General features: G+C 66.8%; 25 protein-coding genes. 10 read left to right on the top strand and 15 right to left on the bottom strand.

Going from position 1 to position 24,709, the window contains the following annotated elements:
* Positions 1 to 63: 63 nt before the first annotated feature.
* Entirely contained in the window at positions 64 to 765 is a 702-nt protein-coding gene (locus M2282_RS05945) for a hypothetical protein (RefSeq protein ID WP_280807862.1), read from the bottom strand.
* Positions 766 to 1,053: 288 nt separating this feature from the next.
* Between M2282_RS05945 and M2282_RS05940 the strand changes: the two genes are divergently transcribed.
* Positions 1,054 to 1,953 carry a ZIP family metal transporter gene (locus tag M2282_RS05940; protein WP_280808227.1) on the top strand — a complete coding sequence of 300 codons (900 nt, stop codon included), beginning with the start codon at positions 1,054 to 1,056 and terminating at the stop codon, positions 1,951 to 1,953.
* 123 nt (positions 1,954 to 2,076) lie between these two features.
* On the opposite strand, the gene M2282_RS05935 is transcribed toward M2282_RS05940, so the two are convergent.
* Both M2282_RS05935 and M2282_RS05930 read right to left on the bottom strand, forming a co-directional pair.
* Positions 2,077 to 3,510 carry an aldehyde dehydrogenase family protein gene (locus tag M2282_RS05935; RefSeq protein ID WP_280807861.1) on the bottom strand — a complete coding sequence of 478 codons (1,434 nt, stop codon included), beginning with the start codon at positions 3,508 to 3,510 and terminating at the stop codon, positions 2,077 to 2,079.
* Between the two features lie 54 nt (positions 3,511 to 3,564).
* Complete coding sequence (locus tag M2282_RS05930; RefSeq protein ID WP_280807860.1) at positions 3,565 to 4,128, bottom strand: peroxiredoxin; 564 nt, start codon at positions 4,126 to 4,128, stop codon at positions 3,565 to 3,567.
* Positions 4,129 to 4,259: 131 nt separating this feature from the next.
* On the opposite strand from M2282_RS05930, the gene M2282_RS05925 reads away from it, so the two are divergent.
* From M2282_RS05925 to M2282_RS05890, 8 genes are all read left to right on the top strand, one after another.
* A complete protein-coding gene (locus M2282_RS05925; protein ID WP_280807859.1) occupies positions 4,260 to 5,834 on the top strand; it encodes a phospholipase D family protein in 1,575 nt (524 codons plus the stop codon).
* 9 nt (positions 5,835 to 5,843) lie between these two features.
* Positions 5,844 to 6,626 (top strand): sterol desaturase family protein, encoded by a 783-nt coding sequence (locus M2282_RS05920; protein WP_280807858.1) that lies wholly within the window; start codon positions 5,844 to 5,846, stop codon positions 6,624 to 6,626.
* The gene (locus tag M2282_RS05915) at positions 6,610 to 7,551 is read left to right on the top strand and encodes a fatty acid desaturase (protein WP_280807857.1); all 942 of its coding nucleotides are present in this window, start codon (positions 6,610 to 6,612) and stop codon (positions 7,549 to 7,551) included. The genes M2282_RS05920 and M2282_RS05915 overlap by 17 nt, the downstream gene beginning before the upstream one ends.
* A 3-nt stretch (positions 7,552 to 7,554) precedes the next feature.
* On the top strand, positions 7,555 to 9,513 hold the full coding sequence (locus tag M2282_RS05910) for an iron-containing redox enzyme family protein (RefSeq protein WP_280807856.1): 1,959 nt from the start codon (positions 7,555 to 7,557) through the stop codon (positions 9,511 to 9,513).
* Positions 9,510 to 10,421, top strand: a complete 912-nt coding sequence (locus tag M2282_RS05905) for a DUF6999 family protein (protein ID WP_280807855.1) — start codon at positions 9,510 to 9,512, stop codon at positions 10,419 to 10,421. Before M2282_RS05910 ends, M2282_RS05905 begins: the two co-directional genes overlap by 4 nt.
* A 26-nt stretch (positions 10,422 to 10,447) precedes the next feature.
* Positions 10,448 to 10,807, top strand: coding sequence for a hypothetical protein (locus tag M2282_RS05900; protein WP_432422869.1), 360 nt, complete (start codon positions 10,448 to 10,450; stop codon positions 10,805 to 10,807).
* Positions 10,794 to 11,045, top strand: coding sequence for a hypothetical protein (locus M2282_RS05895; protein WP_280807853.1), 252 nt, complete (start codon positions 10,794 to 10,796; stop codon positions 11,043 to 11,045). The genes M2282_RS05900 and M2282_RS05895 overlap by 14 nt, the downstream gene beginning before the upstream one ends.
* A gap of 226 nt (positions 11,046 to 11,271) precedes the next feature.
* Positions 11,272 to 11,862, top strand: a complete 591-nt coding sequence (locus M2282_RS05890) for a hypothetical protein (RefSeq protein WP_280807852.1) — start codon at positions 11,272 to 11,274, stop codon at positions 11,860 to 11,862.
* On the opposite strand, the gene M2282_RS05885 is transcribed toward M2282_RS05890, so the two are convergent.
* Positions 11,856 to 12,701 carry a metal-dependent hydrolase gene (locus M2282_RS05885; RefSeq protein WP_280807851.1) on the bottom strand — a complete coding sequence of 282 codons (846 nt, stop codon included), beginning with the start codon at positions 12,699 to 12,701 and terminating at the stop codon, positions 11,856 to 11,858. The genes M2282_RS05890 and M2282_RS05885 overlap by 7 nt on opposite strands.
* A gap of 120 nt (positions 12,702 to 12,821) precedes the next feature.
* On the opposite strand from M2282_RS05885, the gene M2282_RS05880 reads away from it, so the two are divergent.
* Positions 12,822 to 13,451, top strand: a complete 630-nt coding sequence (locus M2282_RS05880; RefSeq protein WP_280807850.1) for a TetR/AcrR family transcriptional regulator — start codon at positions 12,822 to 12,824, stop codon at positions 13,449 to 13,451.
* Between the two features lie 10 nt (positions 13,452 to 13,461).
* On the opposite strand, the gene M2282_RS05875 is transcribed toward M2282_RS05880, so the two are convergent.
* The 11 genes from M2282_RS05875 to M2282_RS05825 all read right to left on the bottom strand — a co-directional run bounded on the left by M2282_RS05875 (position 13,462) and on the right by M2282_RS05825 (position 24,706).
* Entirely contained in the window at positions 13,462 to 14,145 is a 684-nt protein-coding gene (locus M2282_RS05875) for an aspartate/glutamate racemase family protein (RefSeq protein WP_280807849.1), read from the bottom strand.
* A 12-nt stretch (positions 14,146 to 14,157) separates the two neighbouring features.
* Complete coding sequence (locus M2282_RS05870; RefSeq protein WP_280807848.1) at positions 14,158 to 14,619, bottom strand: Lrp/AsnC family transcriptional regulator; 462 nt, start codon at positions 14,617 to 14,619, stop codon at positions 14,158 to 14,160.
* 61 nt (positions 14,620 to 14,680) lie between these two features.
* Positions 14,681 to 15,463 (bottom strand): amino acid ABC transporter ATP-binding protein, encoded by a 783-nt coding sequence (locus M2282_RS05865; RefSeq protein ID WP_280807847.1) that lies wholly within the window; start codon positions 15,461 to 15,463, stop codon positions 14,681 to 14,683.
* 1 nt (position 15,464) lies between these two features.
* On the bottom strand, positions 15,465 to 16,259 hold the full coding sequence (locus tag M2282_RS05860) for an amino acid ABC transporter permease (protein WP_280807846.1): 795 nt from the start codon (positions 16,257 to 16,259) through the stop codon (positions 15,465 to 15,467).
* A gap of 12 nt (positions 16,260 to 16,271) precedes the next feature.
* A complete protein-coding gene (locus M2282_RS05855) occupies positions 16,272 to 17,105 on the bottom strand; it encodes a transporter substrate-binding domain-containing protein (RefSeq protein ID WP_280807845.1) in 834 nt (277 codons plus the stop codon).
* Between the two features lie 228 nt (positions 17,106 to 17,333).
* Positions 17,334 to 18,587: an NAD(P)/FAD-dependent oxidoreductase gene (locus M2282_RS05850; RefSeq protein ID WP_280807844.1), complete on the bottom strand. Its 1,254-nt coding sequence runs from the start codon at positions 18,585 to 18,587 to the stop codon at positions 17,334 to 17,336.
* Between the two features lie 79 nt (positions 18,588 to 18,666).
* Complete coding sequence (locus tag M2282_RS05845; protein WP_280807843.1) at positions 18,667 to 19,800, bottom strand: saccharopine dehydrogenase family protein; 1,134 nt, start codon at positions 19,798 to 19,800, stop codon at positions 18,667 to 18,669.
* A gap of 125 nt (positions 19,801 to 19,925) precedes the next feature.
* The gene (locus M2282_RS05840) at positions 19,926 to 21,086 is read right to left on the bottom strand and encodes an ABC transporter permease (protein WP_280807842.1); all 1,161 of its coding nucleotides are present in this window, start codon (positions 21,084 to 21,086) and stop codon (positions 19,926 to 19,928) included.
* Positions 21,086 to 22,270, bottom strand: a complete 1,185-nt coding sequence (locus M2282_RS05835; protein WP_280807841.1) for an ABC transporter permease — start codon at positions 22,268 to 22,270, stop codon at positions 21,086 to 21,088. Before M2282_RS05835 ends, M2282_RS05840 begins: the two co-directional genes overlap by 1 nt.
* A gap of 10 nt (positions 22,271 to 22,280) precedes the next feature.
* A complete protein-coding gene (locus M2282_RS05830) occupies positions 22,281 to 23,285 on the bottom strand; it encodes an HlyD family secretion protein (protein ID WP_432422868.1) in 1,005 nt (334 codons plus the stop codon).
* A complete protein-coding gene (locus M2282_RS05825) occupies positions 23,285 to 24,706 on the bottom strand; it encodes a TolC family protein (protein WP_280807839.1) in 1,422 nt (473 codons plus the stop codon). The genes M2282_RS05830 and M2282_RS05825 overlap by 1 nt, the downstream gene beginning before the upstream one ends.
* Between the last annotated feature and the right edge of the window lie 3 nt (positions 24,707 to 24,709).

The following is a 24,709-nucleotide window of genomic DNA, read 5'->3' as shown; positions in this document are numbered from 1 at the left end:
TCCTCACGTTGATGGAAAGCGGCATGACGGTCTTGTCGCCGCTGGGGAGCACTCGGGGCGGGGCTATCCCCGGCAGAGCTTCAGGTTCGTGCGGGCTGCGCGGACCACGGGCAGGATGCTGTCGGCATCGGCGGGCGGGTACTGGTCCTTCACGCCCTGGTCGGTTCGCGCGGCGTCTTCGGCCAGCGGCTCGAGCGTCTTGAGGCAGGCCGCGCGGTCGCCGAGCTTGAACTGCGTGAGCGCCAGGTCGTTGCGGATGCGGCCCGTGGTGATCCAGTCGAGCGTCTTGCCGCAGTCGCCGAGCACGGGGGCGAGGGTGCCCAGGGCGGCTGTGTAGTCCCTGGCGTCGTACTGGCGCTTGAAGGTCTTGCGCGTTGCCGCCACGGCCTTGTCGGCGCAGGCCGGCGTCGGCTTGATGAAGGTGCCCTCAAACGAGGCGCGCATGCCGCAGCTCTGGCGGCAGTCGTCGGAGCCGTTGGTGCCGACCTCGACGTTGCCGCCCTTGAGGGTGAAGCTCACCACGCAGCCGGTGTCGTCGATCTTGGCCTTGCCGCGGACGATGGTGCCGTCCAGCGTGCACATGTGGGCGTTGGAGCCGACGGTGGTGATGTCGAAGTGCCCGTTGGGCTTGACCCGCAGCGAGCCGCCGCCGCCTTCATAGATGTAATCGCCGGCCGGCGGTGTGGCGAGCTGGGCGCTGGCGATGCCGGCGCCGGACAGCAGCAGGAACGTCGCCACGCGGGGCAGGAAGCGGTGCAATTTCATCGGTGCAAAGCCTTTCAGGGGGACGCGGGGCAGTGTATCGGCCCGTTGCGTATCCGGGCCTGAAGTGGCTTGTTTGCGCCATCTTCGGCGGCGTTGTCTTGTCATGGACAATGAGAATTACTATCATCTGTACGCCTGAATACGCAGCACGTCGACGACGCAAAGGGCTCTTCAACCAAGGAGCTTTTCATCCGTGCCATACACCCTGCCAGCCTTGTCCCGTGCCTTCGACCCTCGTCGGCGCCTGACGGCCATGCCATGAACGACGAGCCGCAATACCCTCAGGGCATGGGCGCATCGGCGCGCTCACGGCCCACGCCCTCCGTGCGCGAATGGATCGGGCTGGCCATCGTCGCGTCCGGCGCGCTGGCGCTGGTGTCGCAGTTCTGGGAGTTCGTGCGGGCCGACCCGGTGGTCTGGAACGCCTTGCTCGGCGGCTCGGTGGCCGCGCTGGCCACGGCGCTGGGCACCCTGCCGGTGGTGTTCTCGCAGAAGCTGCCCGAGCGGCTGCAGGACACGTTGTTCGGTTTCGGCGCCGGCGTGATGCTGGCCGCTTGTGCGTTCTCGCTGATCATTCCCGGGCTCGATGCGGCGAAGAACATCGGCGTCTTCGGCGGCGGCAATTGGGCGGCCGGCGGCGTGATCGGCGCGGCCATCCTGCTGGGCGGCCTCGTGCTCATGGTGATGGACCGCGTGCTGCCGCACGAGCACTTCATCAAGGGGCGCGAAGGGCAGTCGGCCAGGCAACTGCGGCGGACGTGGCTCTTCGTGTTCGCGATCGCGCTGCACAACGTGCCGGAGGGCTTGGCCATCGGCGTGGGCTATGCGGGCAACAACGGCCTGCGCGCCGATGCGCTGGCCACCGGCATCGCGATCCAGGACGTGCCCGAGGGCCTGGTCGTCGCGGTGGCGTTGCTGGCAGCTGGCTACAAGCGTTGGTTCGCGGTGCTGATCGGCATGGCGTCGGGGCTGGTCGAGCCGCTGGGCGCGGTGCTGGGCGCGGCGGTGGTTGGCCATTCGGCGCTGCTGCTGCCCTGGGGGCTGGGTTTTGCCGCGGGCGCGATGCTGTTCGTCATCAGCCACGAGATCATTCCCGAGTCGCACCGCAAGGGGCACGAAGCCTTTGCGACCAGCGGGCTGATGCTCGGCTTCGTCCTGATGATGCTGTTGGACACAGCGTTGGGGTAAGACTTTCCCTGTCTCCTTCGTGGGACACCGTGGAACCGGCTTTGCCGGGCCGCTGGTGTCGCCCCCGGCGAGGGGGTTGGCGAAGCGACACGAAGTGCGCGTAGCCTGGGGGAGAGCCTATTGCTAGCCGTGCTTGACGGCGACGGTCTTCAGCGTCGTGAAGCCGTACAGCGCCTCGAAGCCCTTTTCACGTCCGTAGCCCGAGGACTTCACACCGCCGAAAGGCAATTCGACCCCACCGCCCGCGCCATAGTTGTTGATGAACACCTGCCCGCTGCGCACGCGCCGGGCCATGCGGAACTGGCGCGAACCGTCGGCGGTCCACACACCGGCAACCAAGCCGAACTGCGTGGCGTTGGCCAGGGCGACCGCTTCGTCTTCGTCGGCGAACTGCATCGCGGCGAGCACCGGACCGAACACCTCTTCCTGCGCCAGGCGGTGGCCGACTGGCACGTCGCGCAGCAGCGTGGGCGCCTGGTAGAAGCCCGTCTCGGGCGCTTCCTCGACGACGACGCCCTGCGCCACCATCGGGATGCCGGCATGCTGCGCATCGCTCAGGAAGTCCCACACGCGCTGTTGCTGCGTCTGGCGGATCAGCGGACCCACGTCCAGGTCCATGGCCGCCGGGCCCACGCGCAGGGCTTCGAAAGCATGGCCGAGGCGCTCGAGCAACGGCTCGTAGATGGCGCGCTGGATCAGCACGCGCGAGCCGGCCGAGCAGGTCTGGCCGGCGTTCTGCACGATGGCGTTGATGACCACTGGAATGGCCGCATCGAGATCGGCGTCGGCAAAGATGATCTGCGGGCTCTTGCCGCCCAGCTCGAGCGTGACCGGGCAATGCCGCTCGGCCGCCACCTGCTGGATCAGCGTGCCGATCTTTGGGCTGCCGGTGAAGCTGATGTGGTCGATGCCTTCGTGCCGCGCGAGCGCGTCGCCCACTTCATGGCCGTAGCCTGTCACGATGTTGAGCGCGCCGGCCGGAAAGCCGACTTCGGCCGCCAGCTGCGCCACGCGGATCAGCGAGAGGCACGCATCCTCGGCCGGCTTCACCACGCACACGTTGCCCGCCGCCAGCGCACCGCCCACGCTGCGCCCGAAAATCTGCATCGGGTAGTTCCACGGAATGATGTGCCCGGTGACGCCGTGCGGCTCGCGCCAGGTGAAGACGCTGTAGCCGTCCTGGTAGGGGATGGTCTCGCCGTGCAGCTTGTCGCAGGCGCCGGCGTAGAACTCGAAGTAGCGCACCAGCGCCACCGCATCGGCGCGCGCCTGCTTCACCGGCTTGCCGCAGTCGCGCTGCTCGATCAGCGCGAGCTCGTCGACGTGCTCGGCGATCTTCAGCGAGAGCTTGTAGAGCAGGCGGCTGCGATCGGCGGCGCTGACCTTGTGCCACACGCCCTCGAAGCAGTCGCGCGCTGCGCGCACGGCCGAGTCGATGTCGGCGGCGTTGCTGCGCTGGATTTCGTCGAAGGGCTGGCCGTCGGAGGGGTCGATGACGGGGAGGGTGCGGCCGGAGGCGGACGGGACGTCGGCGTTGGCGATGTAGTTGAGCTGCATGGGGCGGGATTTTGCGCGATGCACGCCCAACCCGTGGCCCGGGGCGGGTTCGCCTTACTTCGCTGCCGTGGCTTTTGGCAGCGCCTTCACGGCATTCAGCATGCGCTCTACATGCTTGTCCGGATTCAGGTTCTGGTAGTAGTAGGCCACCTTGCCGTCCGGCGAAATCACGTACGACAGCCGGTTGGCGAAGTCCGGCCGGGTCTGCATCAGCGCGTCGAAGCCGTTGATCACGGTCTTGGCTTCGTCCGATGCCACCGGAAAGCGGCTCTGGCAGGACTTGACCGAGAACTTCGCCAGGGTGTCGATGTCGTCGGCAGAGACGCCGATCACCGTGGCGCCCAATGCCGCGAACTGGTCGACCGCCTCGGCGAAGGCGTGGGCTTCGATCGAGCAATCGTTGGAATCGGCCGCGGGAAAGAAGTACAACACCACCGGCCCCTTGGCCAGCGCCTCGGCCAGCGAATAGCGGAAGGTCTTGCCGCCCAGCGCGGCGTTGGCGGTGAACCTGGGCGCGGGGTCGCCGATGTCCAGGGCCGCCCAGGCAGGGTGGGCGAGGGCAAGGGCCGCAAAGGCGGCCGTCATCAGGGCGATGCGTGAGAGGATCGGGCGGGCCATGATGTAACTCCGGACAGGTGTGGAGCGAAATTCTAGGGCGGACCACCCGCCGCAGGGGCCGGATGAAACCGGCAGGCCCCGGCCAGCGTACCTGCTGCAGTGACACGAAGAAAGAAAGAGGGAACGACGACATGAACGGCTGGGATCGATTTCTGCGCATCGCGCTCGCGGGCTTCCTGCTGGCGGCGCTCGCTGCCTGCAGCTCGCTGCCGCCGGCGCAGGAAAGGCCCGCCGAGCACGCGGCCTCCGCCGATCCGTCCACCAAGCTCGCGAAGATTGCCGCCGCCTCCACGCCGCCGGGCGAGCATTCGGGCTTCCGGTTGATGCCGCTGGGCGTGTATTCGCTGGACGCACGCATCCAGCTCGCGCAGCGCGCCCAGCAGTCGCTGGTGGTGCAGTACTACCAGCTCGAGAACGACGCGGTCGGCCGACTGCTGCTGCGCACCCTGCGAGAAGCTGCGGCGCGCGGCGTGAAGGTGCGGGTGCTGGTGGACGACCTCTACACCGTCAAGAGCCAGCAGTTGCTGCTGGCGCTGTCGGAAACGCCGAACGTGCAGGTGCGGCTCTACAACCCCTTCTGCTGCGGCCGCGACGGTTTTCTCTCGCGCTTCGCGGCCTCGCCCTTCGAGATCGTGCGGCTCAACCACCGCATGCACAACAAGCTTTTCATCGCCGACGGCGTGATGGCGGTGGTCGGCGGGCGCAACATCGCCGACGAGTATTTCGTGCTGAGCGAGGCGCAGAACTTCATCGACATGGATGCGCTGGTAGTCGGCAAGGTGGTGCCGCAGCTCGAATCGATCTTCGACGCCTACTGGAACAGCGTGCAGGTCTGGCCCATTGCCGACATCGTGAAGGGCGAGGGCGGCCGCATGCCCGGCAGCGCCGAGTTCGACGACTGGATCGGCATGGCCGCGCCGCCGCCGAAGATTGTGCTGCCGCCGTCCGACATCCTGGGCTATGGCCCGATCGCCGAAGAGCTCGACGGCGGCCGCATGGGCCTGCTGTGGGGCGAGGCGCGCGCCATCGCCGACCCGCCGACCAAGCCCGCGACCATGACGGCCGAAGAGGCTATCTCCACCAGCGTGACGATGAAGGTCTGGGGCCTCCTGATGGACGCCAAGACCGAGGTCGACCTGACCTCGCCCTACCTCGTGCCGGGCGAGCGCGGCATGGCGGCCTTCGACGACCTGGCCAAGCGCAAGGTCAAGCTCACGCTGCTGACCAATTCGCTGGCGGCCAACGACGAGCCGCTGGTGCACACCGGCTATGCGCGCTACCGCGAGCGGCTGCTGCAAAGCGGCGCCGACCTGTACGAGCTGAGCCCGCAGCGCACCAGCAAGGGCGAGCGCTTCGGCATGTTCGGCAAGTCGCTCGGCCGGTTGCACGCCAAGACCGCCGCCATCGACAAGACGCGCATCTTCATCGGCTCGATGAACCTCGACCCGCGCTCGGCCAGCCAGAACACCGAGATGGGGTTGGTGGTCGACAGCCCGCAGCTGGCGCGCGAGATGCTGCGCATCATCAACATCAGCAAGCTGCAGAACTCCTACCGGCTGCGGCTGGCCAAGGACACCGGCACGCTGCAGTGGCTTACCAACGACGGCGAGAAGGAGGTGATCCTGACCTCCGAGCCCGAGTCGGGCTTCTTCCAGCGCTTCTACAACATGCTCATCGCGCCCATCGTTCCCGAAATGCTGCTGTAGCCTCGGGGGATGGCGCAGACCTTCACCTCACTGCCCGCCCTGCAGGTCATGCTGTGGGGCGTGCTTTTTTTTGGCGGTATCTATCTCGGCTTCGGTGCCATCAGCTGGCTTCTCACGAAGCGGGTGCTGCCGGCGCTGGGCATCGGGCGGGTGCTCGATCCGCGGCCGCTGCAGCCGGGGCAACTGCGGCGGGAGCTCTCGCAGTCGGGCATCTCGGTACTGATCTTCGGGCTGGGCATGGTGTTTCCGTGGGGCTTGCTGCAACTGGGCTGGGCGCGGCTCGATGCGGATGCGGGATGGCGGCAGATTGCCGTGGAGATCCTGGTGCTCGCCGTGTGGAACGACGTGCATTTCTGGATCAACCATCGCCTGCTGCACACGCGCCTGCTGCGCCGTTTTCACGGGCCGCATCACCGCTCGTTCGTGACCACGCCGTGGGCCACCTACAGCTTTCATCCGATCGAGGCACTGATGCTCGGCAACGTGATCCTGCTGCCGATGGTGGTGCACGACTTCAGCTTCTGGTCGCTGGCGGCGGTGCCGGTGTTCAGCCTGTTCTTCAACTGCGTGGGGCACTCGAACTACGACTTCTTCACCGGCGTGTCGTACAGCCACTGGTTCGCGGCGAGCCGCCGGCACCATTTGCACCACGCCTGCCACAGCGGCAACTACGGCTTCCAGTTCACCTTCATGGACCGGCTGTTCAGGACGCGCATCGCGGCGGACGCGGCCGAGCCGCACTTCCAGGCCTTCCGGGACAAAGAGGCGCGGCGGCATGGCACTCCCGCCTGAGGCGTCGTCGCGCGGCCTGCTGCGCCTTCGTCATTGGCGCGACTGGCAAAGCCTCGCGTACCTCATGGCGCTGCCGGTCCTGGCCGCATGGCAGTGGGTGAACGGCTTCGACGTGCTGCTCTACGCGCTGATGCTGTTCCTCACGCTCGGCGTCGGCGTGATCCACCACAACCACGTGCACCTGCGCATGTGGCGCGGGCGGCGCATGAACCGGCTGACGGACTTCTGGATCACGCTGCTGCAGGGCCACCCGACCTTCGTGTTCTGGCCCGCGCATGTGGCCAATCACCATCGCCACCGGCACGGGCCGAATGACGTGGCGCGCACCTACCGCTTCGGTGGCGATACCAACCACCTCTGGGGCTATCTGCTGCATCCGTTCCAGGCGGTGTGGGTGCTGGTGCCGGTGTTCGTCGGCTGGCTCGCGCGGCTGCGGACGCACCGGCGCGGCGCCTGGCGTTATTGCATCGCGCAGTACGTGTTGTGGTTGGCAAGCTGGGCCGTGCTGCTGGCCGTCGATTGGCAGAAGGCCCTGCTCTTCGTGATCGTGCCGCAGCTGCACGGCCTGCACTGGCTGCTGGCGACCAACTACCTGCAGCACGCGCATGCCGACGGCCGCAAGCCCTATCGCGAAGAGGCGCTGCGCGATACCCCCGGTGGCAGGCTGAACTACGCACGCAATTTCGAAGGGTTGGTGAACCCGTTGTTGTTCAACATCGGCCTGCACACCGCACATCACGAGAACCCGCATGCCCATTGGTCCGAGCTCACGCACCTGCACCGCACGCGCTACCGCGCGCAGGTCGATCCCGTGCTCAACGAGGGCGGGCTGGTTCCCTACATGCTGCGGGTCTTCGTGCTGGGGGCCGTGTGGCCGCGTTTTCGCAGCCGCTCGCTGATGCCTCCCGATTCCTTCACTCACTGAACCATGCCTGTTTCATTCCAACGCGTGTACCTCGAGAGCGCCGGCTATTTCATGCCGGGCGAGCCGATTCCCAACGACCGCATGGACGCGTACATCGCGCCGCTCAACCGCATGTCCGAGCGCATCAAGCGGCGCATCCTCGCGGAGAACGGCATCCTCACGCGGCACTACGCCATCGATTCCGAAGGCGTGACGCAGCACACCAATGCGCAGCTTGCTGCCGGTGCGATTCGCGATTGCCTGCAGCGCGGGGGCGCGGAACTCTCGCGCGTGTCGCTGCTGGCCAGCGGCTCCTCGGGCGGCGACACGCTGATGCCGGGGTTCGCGAACATGATCCAGGGCGAGCTCGCCGCGCAGCCGATGGAGACGCATTCGGTGCATGGCATTTGCGCGGCCGGCGTGTCGGCAATCCAGACGGCCGCGCAGGGCATCGAGCTGGGCGCACATCGCTCGGCGATGGCGGTGGCGAGCGAGATGCCGTCGCGTCTTTTCAAGCGCTCGCGCTTCGCGGCGCGTGGCTATGAAACCGACTTCGACTCGCACTTCCTGCGCTGGATGCTGTCCGATGGCGCAGGGGCGCTGCTGCTGTCCGATGGTTCACCTGCGCTGGCCGGTGCGCCCGGGCTACGTCTGAAACTGAAGTGGGTGCACCAGCGGGCTTTCTCGGGCGACTACCCCGTCTGCATGCAGCTCGGCCTGACCGAGGATCGCGCGCGCGGCCACCTCGACTTCGGCTCATGGGCCGAGGCCGAAGCCGCCGGCGCGCTCTCGCTGCGGCAGGACATCCGCCTGCTGCCGCACCTGTTCGACATCGGCATCCACGAATACGCGGGGCTGGTGCGCGACGGCTGGGTCGATCCGAAGCGGGTCGATCACTTCCTGTGCCACTACTCGTCGGAAAAATTCATTCCGGTCGTCGAAGACCTGATGAACAAGGCCGACCTCTCGATTCCGCGCGAGCGCTGGTGGAGCAACCTCGCGTGGCGTGGCAACACGGGCGCGGCGTCGATCCTCATCATGCTGGCCGAATTCCTTCATACGAAGACGTTGAAGCCTGGCGAGCAGATCTTCTGCTACGTGCCCGAGTCGGGGCGCTTCATGGCGGCGTACATGCTGCTCGAGGTCGAGGCGACCGATGCGGCGCCTGTGGCAATGGTGGCGCCCCGCGCCGCCGTGCCGGACGACGATCTGGTCATCGCGCCCCCGCACGATCCAGCCGCCGCGCCTGAAGGCTTGGGCGCCCTGCTCACGGAACTGGCCGCCATCTGGCACGACTACCGCTCCCGCGTCTGGCGCACGCCGCTGATCCGCCAGATCCGCGAGCGCCGCTTCGCCTTGCCCGACTACCTGAACTGGATGGAGCAATGGGTGCCGCAGGTGCGCGAAGGCAGCAAGTGGATGCGCGAAGGCGCTGCTTCGCTGAGCGGGCCGTACAAGATGCTGGCCTCGCTGATCGACGTGCACGCGGGCGAGGAGCAGAACGACTTCAACATCCTCTTCAGCGACTACCAGAAGGCCGGCGGCACGGTCGCGCAGATCGACGACCTGCGCCGCAACCCCGGCGGCGAGGCGCTCAACGCCTACCTGCACGGCCTGGCCGCCACGCGCGACCCGATCGGCCTGCTGGGCGCGATCTACATCATCGAAGGCACGGGCCAGCGCATCGTGCCGGCGCTGCTGCCGCTCATCAAGGCGAGCGTGAAGCTGCCGCCCGATGCCTTCCGCTTTCTCGAGTACCACGGCCACAACGACGAGAACCACCTGAACCGCTGGCTCGCCGCGGTCGAGATGGTCATGGCCGTGGAAGGGCAAGCCCGCGCGGCCCGCCAGATCATCGACACGGCGCGCCACACGGCCGCGCTGTACCTGATGCAGTTCCAGCACATCACGGAGCGGATGCCCCATGAGCCGCCGGGCCGCCCCAAGGCGAATACCGCAGCCGCAGGCGGAGGTTTCCAATGAGCCGAACGCCTGAATTCCTGACGCAAACGCACGACGATCGCGACCCGAGCCCGTGGCTCGCGCTCTACCTCGACCAGAGCACGCCGCTGCCGGACAACGTCAAGTCGGCGTGGCTTGCCGATTCGAGCTCGGGCTCGCGCCAGTACCTGCTGCCTTTTTTGCGGCCGATTGCGCGGCTCACGATCATCCTGATCCAGATCGTGAAGGTGTTCGTGCCGCGCAACTGGTCGCATTCGATGCTGCTGCACCGCTTTCTGGCCTGGGGGCTCAAGCGCTTCGTGTCGCCGGAGGCGAACTGGCTGATCCTTCGCCACTTTCACCTGGGATCGCAGGTGCTGGCCTTCATCGGGCGCAATTCGCCCGCGCCCGTGCCCACCAACCCGCTGGAACCGGCGGACATCGACGCGCTGAAGGACGAAATGTTCCTGAAGCACGACCTGAACCTCTTCAACTTCGTGATCCGCCTGAACACCGCGCTGCGCGAGAAGGGCACGGCGCTGTGCAAGGCGGAGGAGGTCGATTTCTCGATGATCAAGGAGCCGGGGTTGCGGCTGGAGGACATGCCGGATGGGAAGCTCAATTTCCTCGACCTGCAGAGCGCCATCGAGCTGTTCACGCCGCTCTACCAGCTGATGCTGACCGACAACGATTTCTGGCGCGCGGCCAATTCATTGCAACTGGACGAAACCATCGGTATTTACACCGCGACCATCCTGAATGCGCCCGAGCACCTGATCCTGGTCAACAACAAGCACCCGCTGGTACCCCTGTCGACCCTGCGGGCTGGGCACCGGCTGGTGATCCACGGGCTCTCCACGGAAATGCTCCACAGCCTGCTCCAGCGCATGCAGGCGGCCCAGAAAGCGGGGGAGCCGGAGACCGCCCTGCACGACCAGCCACTTGCATAGGCGTATGCTGCCCCCAGATGCAACCCATGAACACGACCCATAATCCGTCCCCCAAGACCGATCTGGCAGTGACCCAGGTGCTGGCTCAACTGCTGGAACGGCTCGAACACAGCGCCGTGCCCGTCGGTGCCGAGCAGTACCGCTCGGTGGTCGAGCACCTGGTACATGAGTTCGAGGATGTCGCGCCAGGCGCCGATCTGGGCCGCCTGCTCGATGCCTATCCGGCCGCATCCGAGGTTTATGAGAACCTCAACTATCAGCACGCCGGGCTTTGCCGCTCGGCATTGGACGCTTCTCTTGCGGCTGAAATAAGCGCCAGGGAAACCATTGCACGCGCCATGGGCGCTGCCAAAACGAACAAGGACAAGACGCATGGCGAAGGGTGAAGTGAAGACGGCAGTGGTGGCGGACGGCCTGCGCTACAAGACCAAGACACCGGGTTCCCCGTTCCGCGCTTCGGCGTCTTTCAGCGGGGCGACCATGTCCTGCTTCATGTGCGGCAAGCACCGCGTGCGTTCGCAATTGCGCACGCGCCAGGTGCTGGGCAAGTCGCAAACTGTCTGCGCGCCTTCGTGCAAGGCACTCGACGAAGCGCTGGAGCAGTCGGAAACGTCGTCGAGCTAGCTTCCTGCTAGCACGAAGCGGCGACGTTTTGGCGACATGTCCGCGCGGGCATGTCGCAGATTTCCTTTCAAAACGGACTTAATCGATATACAGTTGGACACAAATGATGCATGTGATTGCATTCATTCAAAAGTTCTAATCTGTAGCCGATGACAAATCAATTCCAGCAAGGCCATGGCTGCCCGGCATTGGGCGTGGACGTTGACGCGTGCCAAAGGGTTCTTCCATGAGCAAGCCGCGCCATGTCGTCATGCAGGTGGTCAAGCGCTCGTCGGGCAGCGCCACGCACCACGTCGAATTCCTCATGGACGACAACTTCGCGGAGCGCTTGCGGCAGTTGCGTTCCCTGGTGCCGCCCCTCAGCAGCCTCAACAAGCAGCGCGACCTGGTGATCGACAAGGTGCGGGTGCGCCTGCCCAACGCCATCTGGCGTTCCGGCAACGAGATCGACATGGACGGCGGCGTCGAGGGCTCCTGCATCGTCATCGCGGCGGAAGGCTCCTTCAACTGTGGCGGCAAGGACCGCAAGACGCGCGAGAAGCTCGTGACGTACAACTTCTCGATCGCCCGCCTGGTCGAGCTCCATGCCGAGCGTCCTGAGGGCGAGACCCTCTACATCCGCGACGGCACCTTCGCCAACGACGAGCCGGCCGATTCGGCCGCCGGCCGGTGGATCGCTTCGATGCACGAGCTCGAGATGGTGATGCGCGTGCCCGACGCGCCCTCTGATTTCGACACCCTGCACGATCTGACGCTGCGCTCCGAGCAGCAGCAGACGGGCCACGGCGCCCTGTCGCAGCGCGCCGGCCTTTACTGAGCCGCGGCAGCGGCCTCGGGTGCGCCGCCCACGGGCATGTATTGCGCCCGGTTGTCGGCCAGCCATCGCGTCGACAGGCTGCTGTCCTGCTGCGCCGGATGGAAGTCGGCGCGCAGGTAGGCGCGCCAGCCGCGCAGGTTGCCGCGCAGCAGGCCGTCCTTGCTCAGGAGAATGCGCGCCGCGCTCTTCCAGGTCGCCCATTTCCACAACTGCTTTTCGTGGCGCAGGTTGTCGATGGTCTGGTGCATCAGGTCGCCAAGGAACATGACGGTCACGCGGCGGAACCAGCGCTTGCGCCATTCCTCCGAGCCGCCCGTGGCCTTGTAGACGTCGAAGGCGACCGACTTGTGCTCCAGTTCCTCGGCGCTGTGCCACAGCCACATGGTGCGCAAGCGCGGCTCCGCGCCGTCGAGGATCTCCGGGCGGGCCAGCAGCCATTCGGCGAACATCGCGGTGAAGTGCTCGGTGGCGGCCGTGACGGCCAGCGCGTGCCGCGGATCGGCTTCCTCCATCAGTGCCAACCGCTTGTTGGCGCGCGCCGTCCAGCCATCGACCAGGCCCTGGCTCTCGAGGTGGTTGTTGAAAAGCGTGTGGATGCGCCGGTGCGTGGCTTCCTGCCCGATGAAACCGCGCACGTCGTCGCGGTACTTTTCCTGCACTTCGGGCGGCAGGGTCACCACCGCGTCGCGCACGGCGTCGATGAAGAATTGCTCGCCAAAAGGGAAACTCATCGACAGGGCGTTGAAGAAGGCGGTCGAGAATGCATCGCCGCCGCACCAGTTGCGGGCAAAAGGCGATTGCAGGTCGATCAGAAGGCGGCGGACAACGAGTTCGGTCATGAAAACAATCCTCGGGACAGGCGTTGGAAGAAGACTGGTACAGCTTCGTACCGCATGCCTTCATGGTGCGAGTCGATGCTGGTACTGTCAAGTACCGAGACGTAGGAAAATGTGCCATCCATGAGCGACACCATTGAAAAAATCGCGACTGCCAAGTCCGCCGAGGGCACGGAGAGCGAACACCGTGCGCGCCTCCTGCAGGGCATGGCGCAGGCCGTGGCGGCCAAGGGTTACGCCGATACGACCATTGCGGACATCGTGCGCGAGGCCTCCGTATCGCGCCGCACGTTCTACGAGCACTTCAGCACCAAGACCGAGTGCCTGATCGCGCTGTACGAAACCGCCAGCCGCCTCGCCCTGCAGGCGGTGAGCGAGGCCTTCGACCCCGTGCAGCCTTGGCATGCGCAGGTCGAGCAGGCGATGGCCGCGTACTTCGACTACCTCGCGCAGGACCCGGTCCTCTTGCGCACGCTCTTCGTCGAGATCCTCGGGCTCGGCATGCCGGGCCTTGCGGCACGCCGCCGCGTCAACGACGAGATCGCCAACTTCATCCAGGTGGCGATCAACAGCAGCGGCGCGGAAGGCGACAGGACCGCACATCTCACGAGCCAGATGGCGATGACGGTGGTGGGAGGCATCAACGAGCTGGTGCTGCAGGCCATCGAGCAGGGCCGCGCCGGCGACCTGCGCGAGCTTGTGGCGCCCGCCACGCGGCTGGTGCGCGCCGTGGCCGCCGAGAGCCAGCGCTAGGAGTTCGGAGTCAGGAAGACGCGCTGCGCGCAGTGCGCCAAGCGTCCAGGATCAGCGTTTCGATGTCGTGCACTTCGCGGCCCGTGGCTGCTGCCACCGCCTCCCTGTAGGGCGGCATGTTCGTGCACTCGAGCACGATGTTCTCCACCGAGGGTGACGCTTCCACCAGCCGCATGGCCGCGTCGACGACGTTGCGCTGCGCCTCGGCGAGATCGAGCACCGTGTCGTTGTTCAGGATGCGGCGATGGAATTCGCAGCCCGGCCGCACACCCGTGATAGGTGTTTCCGCCGGCACCCCGGCAGCCTGGAGAATCTGCGGGGTCAGGGATTGCGCATCGAAAGTGACGATGCCCGGGCGCGCATGACGCGGCACCTGCAGAAGGCTCGACGTCAGCACCGGCACCGGGACAGCCCTCGCGATCACGTCCTGGTAGACGGCCAAAAAGCCGCAACTCGTGGTGATCATCGACGCGCCCTCCGCGACCAGCCGCACCGCGGCATCGACGAATGGCTGGATCAGGCGAGGGTCCGCTTCCTCGACGATGCGTCTGGGCGAAGCACCTTCCACGGTGAAAAATCGCACCGGGATGCCTGCCCGCGCGTAGGTCTCGGGATTGCCGACATCGCCTGGGGGCCGTGGAAAGCGCGTGTCGAGCATCAACACGCCGAGAAAACCGGGAGCGGCAGCATTCATGCGAGAAGAATCTCAGGCAACCGCGGGAAGGGCGCTTCGGCGATCTATTTTTCGGCTCAGCACGATCGATGTCTGCGTCTGTTTGATGCCGTCGAGCTGGCCCAGCTGGTCGAGCAGCATGTCCAGCTTTTCGGGGGTTTCGCACCGCAGGAAAACCATGTAGTCGAATTGGCCGCTCACGGCCGAGAGCTCCTCCACCTCCGGCACGCGCTCGAGCGCCCGGATCACGGCGGGCGCGCGCTTCGCATCGACGCTGATGCCGCAGATCGCCCGGACGGCGGCATGCTCCAGCTTCTGGCCGAGGCGCACGCCGTAACCCGCGACAACGCCTTCGCGTTCGAGGCGGGCAATGCGCGCCACGACGGTGGTGCGCGCGATCTTGAGCTTGCGCCCCAGATTCGCGGCGGGGTCCCTGGCGTTGGCCTGGAGCAGGCTCAACAGGTGGCGGTCCAGATCGTCGAGTCCTGCATTCATCGCACTGCCTTCTGAAGTTGTCGGGACCTGAGCGGCATGCTACGACAGTGCACGCCAGCCATTAGGCAATGGCTGCTGCAGCCGATCCCTTGAAGCGGCCCAGGAAAGCGCGCGTCGATTCCTGCTGCGGGTTGTCGATCACGATGCTGGGCGGGCCGGCTTCCGCCACCACCCCGTCGCGCATGAAGATCACCTGGTCGGCCACCTCGCGGGCGAAGCCGATCTCGTGGGTGACGAGGATCATGGTCATGCCTTCCTTGGCCAGTTCCTTGATCACGGTCAGCACTTCGCCGACGAGTTCGGGGTCCAGCGCCGAGGTGGCTTCGTCGAAGAGCATGACGTTCGGCTTCATCGCCAGCGCGCGCGCGATCGCCACGCGCTGCTTCTGGCCGCCCGAGAGCTTGTCGGGGTAGTAGTCGGCGCGCTCGAGCAGCCCCACCTTCTGCAGCAGCGCCCGGGCTGCGGCGGCCGCTTCTGCCTTCGGGGTCTTGAGCACGGTGAGCGGCCCTTCCATGACGTTCTGCAGCGCCGTCATGTGCGGGAACAGGTTGAAGTGCTGGAACACCATGCCCGTGGAAGCGCGGAACTTCGCAAGCTTTCGCTCGCTGGGCAGCGCTGTCTGCTTGCCGCTGAACTGGATCGTCTGGTCGCCGACGGCGATGCGCCCGCCGTCCGGAATGGTCAGCAGGTTGATGCAGCGAAGCAGCGTGGACTTGCCGGAGCCCGAAGGCCCGATCATGGCGACCACCTGGCCGCGCTCGATCTTCAGCGAGATGTCCTTGAGGACGACGTGGGCGCCGAAGGACTTTCGCAGCCCGGTAATTTCGATCACGGCCTGGGTCATCTCAGGCCTCCTTCGCCGCGCCGTACTCCATGCGCTTGGCCCAGATCGTGACGGGCAGGAGCACGACGAAATAGGCGACCGCAATGAAGGTGTAGAGCTCCAGGGGGCGGTAGGTGTCGTGCGCGATGACCTGGCCCTGGTAGAGCAGGTCCGGCACGGCCAGAACCGAGAGCAGCGAGGTGTTCTTCAGCTGCATGATGGATTGGTTCATCAGGGGCGGCACCATCTTCTTGAATGCCTGCGGCAGCACCACGCGGCGAAGCAGCTGCAGGCGTGTCATGCCCAGCGCCTTGCCCGCTTCCGTCTGTCCCGAATCGACGGCGATGATCCCGCCGCGGACGATCTCGGAATAGAACGCACCGCCGTACAGCGTCAGGCACAGGGTGGCGGCCGCAGTTGCCGACAGCTCGAGGCCGGTGAGCACGGGCAGCGCGTAGTAGAACCACACGAGCTGCACCAACACCGGTGTGCACCGGAACACCTCGATGTAGGCCCGCAGCGGCGCCGTGATGTACGGGTTGGTCGACAGGCGCCCCAGCCCCGTGAGCAGGCCCACCAGCAGCCCCAGCACCACGCAGATCACCGTGAAGAGCAGCGTGTAGAGCAATCCGGCGATGAGCAGCGAACGATACTTCCACAGCACGGTGAAATCCCATTCGTAGCCAGCCGACGCAGCGCTCCCGCCTGCGAAATGCCTGACCAGGGCCCAGGCACCGGCCACCCCCAGGACCACCATCAGGGCGACGCCCAGGCGAGACCGCGACTTCGGCGCCTCCTGCGATTCAGCGTATTCCATGGGAGGCTTGCGTCAGAACTTGATTTCGGGCGGGAACGCGCTGGCGGGAACGCCTGCGAGCTTCTCCATGTTTTTCAGGATCACGCTGCGGACCTCGCCCTTCGCGCGGACTTCGTTCAGCCAGGCGTTGACCGCCGCCTGCATGGCGGGGTCGGCTTCCTTGCGCAGGCCGATGCTGACGGGGGCGGTGTAGACCGGTGTCGGGATCTGCATCGTGCCGATGCTGGCGCGCTTGGCGAGGAGCGGCTGCGCCAGCAGGATCACCAGGATCTGGCAGTCGGCGCGGCCCGCCTGCAGGGCGAGCGTTGCGGAGCCCGAGTTCTCCAGGCGCTGCACCTGTGCCTTCGGGAGAACGCGCGTGGCCAATTGGTCATGGCTCGAGCCCACGTCGACCACGATCTTGTTTTCCGGCGCATTCAGCTGTTCCCAGGTCTTGGTCGGGAAGCCTTTCTTGCACACGGCGGTGTAGGTGTTGTCGAACAGGGTGTCGGAGAAGTTCACGACCTCCTTGCGCGCCGGCGTCGGTGCCATGCCGAACATCGCATCGATCTTGTTCGACTGCAGGTCCAGCACCGCATTGCCCCAGGTCGTCTCGACGTACTCCACCTTGGCGCCGAGCTTCCTGGCGAGGCTTTCGGAAAAGTCGGGGCCGAAGCCCTCCCACTTGCTGGAAACCAGGTCCTTGTTGAAGTAGGGGATGGCGCCGGCAATCGCGCCGACGCGAAGCACCTTGGTCCGTTGAACGCGGGCCATCGAGCTTTCGGGCTCCTGCGCCGCGCCGAGGGTCAAGGTGAATGCGCTCGTCAATGCGATGAGCGTGCGGATGAAAGTTCGTTTTGTAGTCACGGTGTCTCCAAGCAAAAAGCTCGCCATCTGAATAAATTGGAAAGAAGCACTTCCCATCCGGTGACGAAAGTCCAGGAGCCGCGATTGTCACAAGCAACGCGACAGTTCGACAGACCGGCGCGAAGTTCTCGTCGTACCGTCGCGTCGAACCGGCGAAACGCCATGCGGTTTGCGCGCCGGCGCGGCTTGCTCAGGTGCTCGTAAGGATGGGGCGCTAGCAAAACATCCTCAGCCGATGAACCTGGAGGGACGAAACGGTGCGGGGTCGAACGCACAGGCTTCCCCGGCCATCATCGATGCCAGCAGCGCGGCCGAGCCCGGGCCCGTGTTGAAGCCGATGTGCTGATGGCCGAACGCAAGCCACAGCCCTGCATGGCCGGGGCATTCGCCGATGATGGGGCGGCTGTCCGGCAGCGTCGGCCGGCTTCCGAGCCAGGGTTCTTTTTCAAGCCGGTCTTCGATCGGAAAGGCCTCGCGCGCCGCCTGTTCGGCCAGGTCCAGCTGGGCGAGGTTCTTCGGTGCTTCGAGATCGGTCAGCTGCACGCCGGTCGACAGGCGCAGGCCCTGTTCCATCGGCGACAGCACGTAGCCGCCGCCGGTGTCGTAGACCGGGCGCCCGAGCGAGGCCCCACCGGCCGCGCGGTAGTGCATGTGGTAGCCGCGCTCGAAAGCCATCGGCACCGAAAGCCCCAGCGACTTCTTCGCGAACTCCTTGGTCCATGGCCCGAGTGCGAGCACGACACGTGAAGCCTCGTGGACCGTGCCGGCGTCTTCGGTCACTCGCCAGGCATCGGTGCCTTGGCGGTGAAGTCCGCCGATCGAAGCCTGCCGGATGCGCCCTCCGCGGGCGACGAAAAGCCTGGCATACGCTTCGACCACCTGGCCCGGGCTGTCCACCGACAAGGAGTCCTGGATCCACAGCGCGCGGGGGAACAGAGGCTTCAGATGCGGCTCGAGCTGCGCAAGCTCTCGCGCATCGAGCGCTTGCGTCGCAATGCCGAACTTCGCGAAGGTGTCGCGGGAGAGCTGGCTGCCGAGAAAACTTTCCTCGCTGCGGTAGAGAAAGAGCCAACCGCTCGTGCGCAAGCGATGCGCCGCGCCAGCTTCGCAGAGGAGCCGTCGATGCTCCTGCGTCGAAAGACGGATCAGCGCATCGAGCGCCGCGGTGGTCTCGTGAAAGACGGCCGTGCGCGTGTTCGACAGAAACTTCAACGCCCACGGCAGGTTCTTCGCGACGAAACGCGGGTTGTAGCGAAAGCTCGCGGACTGGTTCTTCAGCAGCCTGGGCAGCGAAGACCACAACCCGGGATGGTTGAACGGCATCAGCGAGCTGCGGGCAATCACCCCAGCGTTGCCGTAAGACGTTTCGCGGCCTGGCGCGAGCCTGTCGAAGACCGTCACGTCGAAGCCCCGACGCTGGAGTTCGAGCGCGCACGACACCCCGACGATTCCGGCGCCCAGCACGGCAACAGTGTTCTTCATCTCGCCCATCAGTTCCTTCACCGAAAAGTCGATTGTGAACGGCGGGCCTGGTGTGCTTCGCGAGAGCTGCACGAAGCGTTCAGGCTTCGGCGAGTTCCTGGCCAGAGGGGCTGGCAGCTGCGGCCACGCCGAGCCCGTTGTAGTAATGGCCCACGCGCGTTGCCAGAAATTCCTCCAGCGGCGCCTGCTCTTGCCCGACAAAGCCGCGCGAGGGCAGCTTGCCCTGCAGCAGCAGTTCGAACACGCCGACCACGCCGGCGGCGGTGGTGAGTTCGATCGCGGTGCGCTCCTTGCCGCGCAAGGGGGCGCCGAACACGCGGCTCACGCGCGTCTCCTGCTCGAAGCGGCCGCCGCGCAGGCCCGAGGCCGAAGCGAACAGGATCACGACGTCTTCGCGGCTGTGCGGCACGGCATGCTCGAGCACCTGGCGCAGCAGGTCGCGGCGCTCGATCAGGCGCAGGTCGTGCAGCAGGAAGTTCATCGCATCGCGGTGGCCCGGATAGCGGATGGTCTTGTAGTCGAGGTTGCGCACCTTGCCATGGAGCGTCTCGCACAGCGTGCCGAGGCCGCCCGAGGTGTTGAAGGCCTCGAAGGCTTCGGCATCGAGCGTGAAGGTCTCGTGGCCTTCGAGTGCCTGCACCGACACGACCTGGCCATTCACGATCGCATCGCAGGGATTGCAGTACTCGTTGATGACGCCATCGATGCTCCAGGTGAAGTTGTAGCGCAGACTGTTCGTGGCGTTGCGCGTCAGCGCGCCGACCCGAAGGCGCAGGTCGTACAGCGCGTCGAAGTGCCCCGCCAGGTGGCCGCCGAGCATCCCGATCACGCCGGGTGCCAGGCCGCTCTGCGGCATCAGCAGCGACGTGGCCTCCCTGGAAAGCTGCCGGATGGCGTTCGTCGCCGCCACGTCTTCCGTGAGGTCGAAGTAATGCACACCCAACCGTGCGGCCTGCGTGGCCACGCGCGCCGCAAGGAAGAACGGCAGCGCGTTGATGACCACGGTGTGCAAGGCCAACTCGCTGGCGAGCGCAGCGTCGTCTTCCACGTCCAGCGTGATCTGCCGGACCAGTGGATCGCTGGAAGGCCTGGCCGTGCGCTGGTCGGCCAGCGTCACCGGAATGCGGTGGTACTGGGCAATCATGTCGGCCACCGTGCTGCCGACCTTGCCCCCGCCCAGAACCAGAACACTCTTCACATGCAGCTTCGACATTTCGTTTCTCCAGAAGGGCAACCGACCCTGTAAAGAAACTGTAAAAGCGGCGGCTGGCAGGTGCCAGAGACCAGATCGTCGAGATCGCCGGGTGTTTCGCCGTTTCGACGAAGACCCGTGACGTTTCACTCGCGCTGGAAGCCTTCGTCGCCCTTGCGTGGCATCGCCGCGAGCCACAGGGCCAGCAGCCCTGCGATCACCAGCGACAGCAGCACGCCCAGATACGGCAGCACGTCGTGCAGCGGTGCCCCCATCTGGTTGAGCCGCAGCGATGCCTGGATGCCTGCCGTGCTCGGGAACACCCAGCGCAGGGCCTGCAGCGGCCCGGGCAGCGCCTCGACAGGCCACGAGAAGCCCGAGAGAAACGCCATCGGCAGGGCGGTGAACAGCAGCACCTGCAGCGCCCGTTCGCGGTCGCGGAACCAGCACCCGAGCAGCAGGCCGACCGTGCAGATCGCAGGCACGTAGAAAAGCAGCAGCACCAGCGCACCGAAGGGGTTGCCGCCCCGCGGATAGTCCTGCAGGAAGAACACCCAGCCGAAGTAGAAGAGGCCGCTCAGGAAGCCGAAGGTCGAGAGCGCGCCGAGCCGCCCGAGCCATGCTCCCATGCCCGCGCGCAGGTGCCCGGCCTCGGCCCAGGTGCCGGCCAGCATCGCCGCGCCCATCAGAAGCGTCTGCTGCAGGATCAGCAGCGCCACTGCCGGCACCACATAGCTGCCGTAGCCCTCGGTCGGATTGAACAGCGCCACGAGCTGGGTGTTGAGCGGACTGCGGCTTCGCGCCGCCTGCACCGCGCTCTGCCCGCCGGCCTGCAGCTTGCGGATCTCGACCCCCGCCGACACCGTGCCCACCGCCTCCGAGAAGCCGTACAGCACCGCCTTGTTCAGGAGCGCGTAAGCGCCGTTCCCCTCGATCGTGACCACCGCCGGGAGCCCGCGGATCACGTTGCGCCTGAGGTCGTGCGGCAGCAGCGCGTAGCCCTCGATCTCGCCGCGCCAGAGCGCATCGCGAGCTTCCTGCGCGTCGGCGGTGACCATGCGCACGTCCAGCCGCGGATTGGCCATCGCAAAGCGCGCGATCTGCCGCGACAGCCCGCTGTGGTCTTCGTCGACCACCGCCACCGGCACCCGCGTCACCGCTTGCGTGCCATAGGGCCAAGGGTAGAAGAAGCCGTAGATGATGGGCGCGAGCAGCATGATGAGCAGCACACCCTTGTCGCGCAGCACGGCCAGCGCGGTGTCGCGCCAGGCGGCGCGAAAGAGGGTGCGCGTTGGATCGAGGTCCATCAGCGGCCTCCCCAGGTGTCGGGTGCGGCCGCGGCGCGCACCAGCGCAGCGGCCGACGCGGCCAGCAGCACGGCCGTGCCCAGCACCATCCACAACGGCGTGGCTACCGAATAGGCCAGCGGCGCGCCCATCTGCAACTGCTCCATCTGCACGCGGATGTAGTGCGTGTAGGGAAGAAGATTCGCCCAGGCCTGCGCGAAGAACGGCATCGCCACCAGCGGAAAGCCCACGCCGCCGAATGCGAAGGCGGGTGCGGTGATGAAGCCCGTGGCCGACAGCGCGGTGCGCAGCGACCGCGTGAGCGCCGAGACGAATGCGCCCAGCGCGATGGAGAGCGCCATGAACACCGCCAGCGCGAACAATGTCCAGCCCACCGAGCCGACCGGGTGCCAGCCGCGGCCCGCCGTGATCCACAGCATTGCCGCGATGCCGACCGCCGACAGGCTCGCGAACGGCAGCGCGAGCTTGCCCGCCAGCGCGGCCAGCGCCTCATGCCAGCGCGGCGCGGTGCCGAGCCATTCGCCGATGGTGCGGTCGCGAAGCTCTCGCCCCACGGCCCATGCGCCCGCTGTCATCGCCAGGATGTGCAGCAGCGCCGGGATGAGCGCGGCACCGAGGAATTGCTCGTAGTCCGTCGAAGTGTTGAACAGCGCCACCATGCTCGCCTTGATCGGCTCCATGCTCACGCGCGCGGCTGTCATCGATTCGCCGCGCTTGTTGCGCACCGCGAGCTCGACGCCGCCCGAGACGGTGGCGACGGCCGTGCGCACGTCGCGCTGGATCAGGCTCGAATGCGTGCCCAGCTGCGCGTTGTGCAGTAACACGACCTGGCCGACGCGCCCCCGCTTCACGTCGCGGTTGAGATCGCGCGGCAGCTGCACCGCCGCATCGACCGCGCCGCTGGTGAGCGCGCGCGCCATCGCCCCTTCGTCGGCGTAGTACTGCACGACGCGCAGGCCCGGCGTGGCATCGAGAAAGCGCACCACCTGCCGCGACAGGGCGGAATGGTCCTGGTCGAGCACGCCGATCGGCAGGCGCTGGGGCAGGCCGGCCGAGAAGATCCACCAGATCAGGAACACCGCGAGCAGCGGCACCCACGAGACCATCGCAAGGTCCCAGGGGCGGGTGCGCAGCAAGGCGAATTCGCGCCGGGCGCTCGCCGTGGAAAAGCCTCGCAGGCTCATCGCCGGGTCTTCAGTCGACCAGCACGCTCATGCCGGGCCGCGCGCCTTCGATGGGTTTCAATGGCCGGGCGCGAACCTCGAAGGTGCGCACGTCGAAGCCGTTGCCGCCGCGCGTGGCGCGCCATGTCGCGAAGTCGGGCAGGGCGGCGCTGTAGTAGACCTTGAAGCGGGCCACGCGATGTGCGTCCGACTTGTCCTTGTCATTCGCCAACGCGGGCAGTCGGGCATCGAATTCGCTGCCGACCGCAAAGCGGGCCAGCCGGTCTTCGCGCACGTTCAGCACCACCCACTGGTCGTTCAGGTCGACCACGGTGACCACCGCCACGCCCTGCGGCGACAGCTCGCCGACCTTGGCGAGCACCTTGGCCACTTCGCCGCCCACGGGGCTGCGCAGCTCGGTCTCGGCCTTGGCCGCTTCCGCTTCGGCCACAACACCGGCGACCTGGCGCGCCTGCGCGCTGGCAGCGGCCTGGTCCTCGGGGCGGGCACCGATGCGCGCCATGTCGTACTGCGCCTTGGCCGCGATGGCCGCATCGCGCGAAGCTTTCCAGTTGGCTTCGGCTTCATCGCGCTTCTGGTCGGCGACCAGGCCTTCGCGCGCGAGGCCATCGACGCGGCGGAACGATGTCTGCGCGAGCTGCGCCGCGGTTTCGGCGCGCTGCCATTGCATGCGCGCCATCTCCACTTCCTGCGGGCGGGCGCCGTTCTGCGCCTTGTCGGCAACGGCCTGCGCGGCCTGCTCGGCGGCGGTGGCCTGCGCGAGCTTGGCGCGCACTTCGGGGCTGTCCATGCGAACCAGGAGGGCGCCTGCCTGGATGCGGTCGCCTTCCTTCACCGCCACTTCGGCGATGCGCGCGGTGACCTTGCCGGCCACGTCGGTCTCGCGCGCTTCCATCTGGCCCTGGAATACCTCGGGGGCAGGCTGCGAGGCGCGCCAGAAGCCCCAGACGAGCAGCGCCAGCACAAGCAGCGCCGCCGCGATGGCGATCAGTTTTCGGGTCTTGGCACTCATCATCAATTCACCTTCACGTCGGCACGTGCGATGTAGTCGGAAAACTTCTCGGACAGGCCCGCGCTCTCGAGCAGCTGCGCGAGCGCTTGCACGTATTCGTTGGCGGCCTGAGCGCGCTCGGTCAGCACCTTGGCGCGGTTGGTCTCGGCATCGATCAGGTCCAGCGTGGTGCTGGTGCCTTCGCGCAGGCCCGCCACGCGCAGCTTCACCACTTCTTCCGCGAGCTCGACCGAGGCCTTCATGTCGAGGTACTGACGGCGGGCGTTTTCCAGCGCGCGCCAGTTGCGCTCGACCAGAAGCGAGATGTCGCTGCGCGCCTGTGCATCGGAGTGCTCGGCCTGCTCGACCTGTTTCAGCGAAGAGGCCGAGAGCGCATCGCGGTCCACCGAGTCGTACAGCGTCCAGCGCACGCCCAGGCCGGCCACCCAGTCGGCGTTGCCGCTCTTGAGTTGCCGCGTGCCGAAGGCGATGACCTGCGGGCGGCGCAGCGCCTCTTCGCCTTCGTGCAACTGCTCGGCCTGCGACTTCTTGGCCGCGACCTTGCCGAGGCCCGGATGCCGCGTGAGCGCCGAATCGATGAAGTAGTTGAGCGGCTCGATCGGCGTGCTGATCAGGAAGAGCGGCGTCTGCGGCGTCACGGTGCCGTCGGCGCGCACCGTGCGGGCGAGGGCGACCGCGGCGAGGGCTGCGTCGTCCTCGGCCTTGCGCGCATTGCGTCGGGCCTCTTCGTAGGCGGCGCTCGCCTGCAGCCGCTCGACGCGCGAGATCACGCCGGCTGCGAGCATCTTCTGCGCCGCCACGTCATGTTGGGCGATGGTGCGCTCGGCCTGCGCGCGCAGTGTGGCCGCGCGCTGCGCGAGCTGGGCGCCGAAGTAGCGCTGCACCAGCAGCGTGTCGACCTCGTGGCCGGCCTGCTCGGCATCGGCCTGCGCCTCGCGCGCCTGCGCGGAGACGAAGCCGCGCACCGCATCGGTCGCGCCGCCCAGGTAGATCGGCCAGACCGCCGAGATCGAGGTGTTGGTGCCCGTGTCGTGCCGGTTGAGCGTGTAGCTGTTGGGCAGTTGCGGAATCGGCACGCGCGAGATGAAGCTCTGGATCGACGGCGGCAGCGACTGGCCGATCTGCCCGAGCTTCTGGTTGAGCGGATCGAGGTCCAGGTTCAGGTTGGCGTTGTACGCATAGGCCAGCCCCGAGACGCTGACGACCGGGCCGCCCAGGCGCTTCAGGCCTTCGCTTTGCAGCTCCTTCGATTCGACGGCCGAGCGCGCGGCGGCCAGCTTGTCGGAGCGCTCGAGCATGCGGGTGCGCGCTGCTTCGAAGCTCAGGGGCAGGGCGTCCGTGCGGGCTTGCGCGAACGCGTGGGGCGCAGCCACGGCGGGCAGCGACAGCAACAAGGCGTGCAGAAGGGGGCGGGAGCTTTTCATCGG

Origin of the sequence: Variovorax boronicumulans (genome assembly GCF_029892485.1) — a bacterium.
GTDB classification, from domain to species: domain Bacteria; phylum Pseudomonadota; class Gammaproteobacteria; order Burkholderiales; family Burkholderiaceae_C; genus Variovorax; species Variovorax boronicumulans_B.
Note: the sequence above shows the minus strand (reverse complement) of the source record. Positions and strands in the feature narration are given on the sequence as shown.

Coding starts and splice junctions, on each gene's coding strand:
- M2282_RS05830 (WP_432422868.1), bottom strand. CDS start 23,285: ATGATGAGTGCCAAGACCCGAAAACTGATCGCCATCGCGGCGGCGCTG.
- M2282_RS05875 (WP_280807849.1), bottom strand. CDS start 14,145: ATGAATGCTGCCGCTCCCGGTTTTCTCGGCGTGTTGATGCTCGACACG.
- M2282_RS05885 (WP_280807851.1), bottom strand. CDS start 12,701: ATGACCGAACTCGTTGTCCGCCGCCTTCTGATCGACCTGCAATCGCCT.
- M2282_RS05835 (WP_280807841.1), bottom strand. CDS start 22,270: ATGAGCCTGCGAGGCTTTTCCACGGCGAGCGCCCGGCGCGAATTCGCC.
- M2282_RS05910 (WP_280807856.1), top strand. CDS start 7,555: ATGCCTGTTTCATTCCAACGCGTGTACCTCGAGAGCGCCGGCTATTTC.
- M2282_RS05880 (WP_280807850.1), top strand. CDS start 12,822: ATGAGCGACACCATTGAAAAAATCGCGACTGCCAAGTCCGCCGAGGGC.
- M2282_RS05940 (WP_280808227.1), top strand. CDS start 1,054: ATGGGCGCATCGGCGCGCTCACGGCCCACGCCCTCCGTGCGCGAATGG.
- M2282_RS05895 (WP_280807853.1), top strand. CDS start 10,794: ATGGCGAAGGGTGAAGTGAAGACGGCAGTGGTGGCGGACGGCCTGCGC.
- M2282_RS05825 (WP_280807839.1), bottom strand. CDS start 24,706: ATGAAAAGCTCCCGCCCCCTTCTGCACGCCTTGTTGCTGTCGCTGCCC.
- M2282_RS05845 (WP_280807843.1), bottom strand. CDS start 19,800: ATGTCGAAGCTGCATGTGAAGAGTGTTCTGGTTCTGGGCGGGGGCAAG.
- M2282_RS05890 (WP_280807852.1), top strand. CDS start 11,272: ATGAGCAAGCCGCGCCATGTCGTCATGCAGGTGGTCAAGCGCTCGTCG.
- M2282_RS05840 (WP_280807842.1), bottom strand. CDS start 21,086: ATGGACCTCGATCCAACGCGCACCCTCTTTCGCGCCGCCTGGCGCGAC.
- M2282_RS05935 (WP_280807861.1), bottom strand. CDS start 3,510: ATGCAGCTCAACTACATCGCCAACGCCGACGTCCCGTCCGCCTCCGGC.
- M2282_RS05905 (WP_280807855.1), top strand. CDS start 9,510: ATGAGCCGAACGCCTGAATTCCTGACGCAAACGCACGACGATCGCGAC.
- M2282_RS05945 (WP_280807862.1), bottom strand. CDS start 765: ATGAAATTGCACCGCTTCCTGCCCCGCGTGGCGACGTTCCTGCTGCTG.
- M2282_RS05865 (WP_280807847.1), bottom strand. CDS start 15,463: ATGACCCAGGCCGTGATCGAAATTACCGGGCTGCGAAAGTCCTTCGGC.
- M2282_RS05920 (WP_280807858.1), top strand. CDS start 5,844: ATGGCGCAGACCTTCACCTCACTGCCCGCCCTGCAGGTCATGCTGTGG.
- M2282_RS05870 (WP_280807848.1), bottom strand. CDS start 14,619: ATGAATGCAGGACTCGACGATCTGGACCGCCACCTGTTGAGCCTGCTC.
- M2282_RS05860 (WP_280807846.1), bottom strand. CDS start 16,259: ATGGAATACGCTGAATCGCAGGAGGCGCCGAAGTCGCGGTCTCGCCTG.
- M2282_RS05900 (WP_432422869.1), top strand. CDS start 10,448: ATGAACACGACCCATAATCCGTCCCCCAAGACCGATCTGGCAGTGACC.
- M2282_RS05925 (WP_280807859.1), top strand. CDS start 4,260: ATGAACGGCTGGGATCGATTTCTGCGCATCGCGCTCGCGGGCTTCCTG.
- M2282_RS05915 (WP_280807857.1), top strand. CDS start 6,610: ATGGCACTCCCGCCTGAGGCGTCGTCGCGCGGCCTGCTGCGCCTTCGT.
- M2282_RS05930 (WP_280807860.1), bottom strand. CDS start 4,128: ATGGCCCGCCCGATCCTCTCACGCATCGCCCTGATGACGGCCGCCTTT.
- M2282_RS05850 (WP_280807844.1), bottom strand. CDS start 18,587: ATGAAGAACACTGTTGCCGTGCTGGGCGCCGGAATCGTCGGGGTGTCG.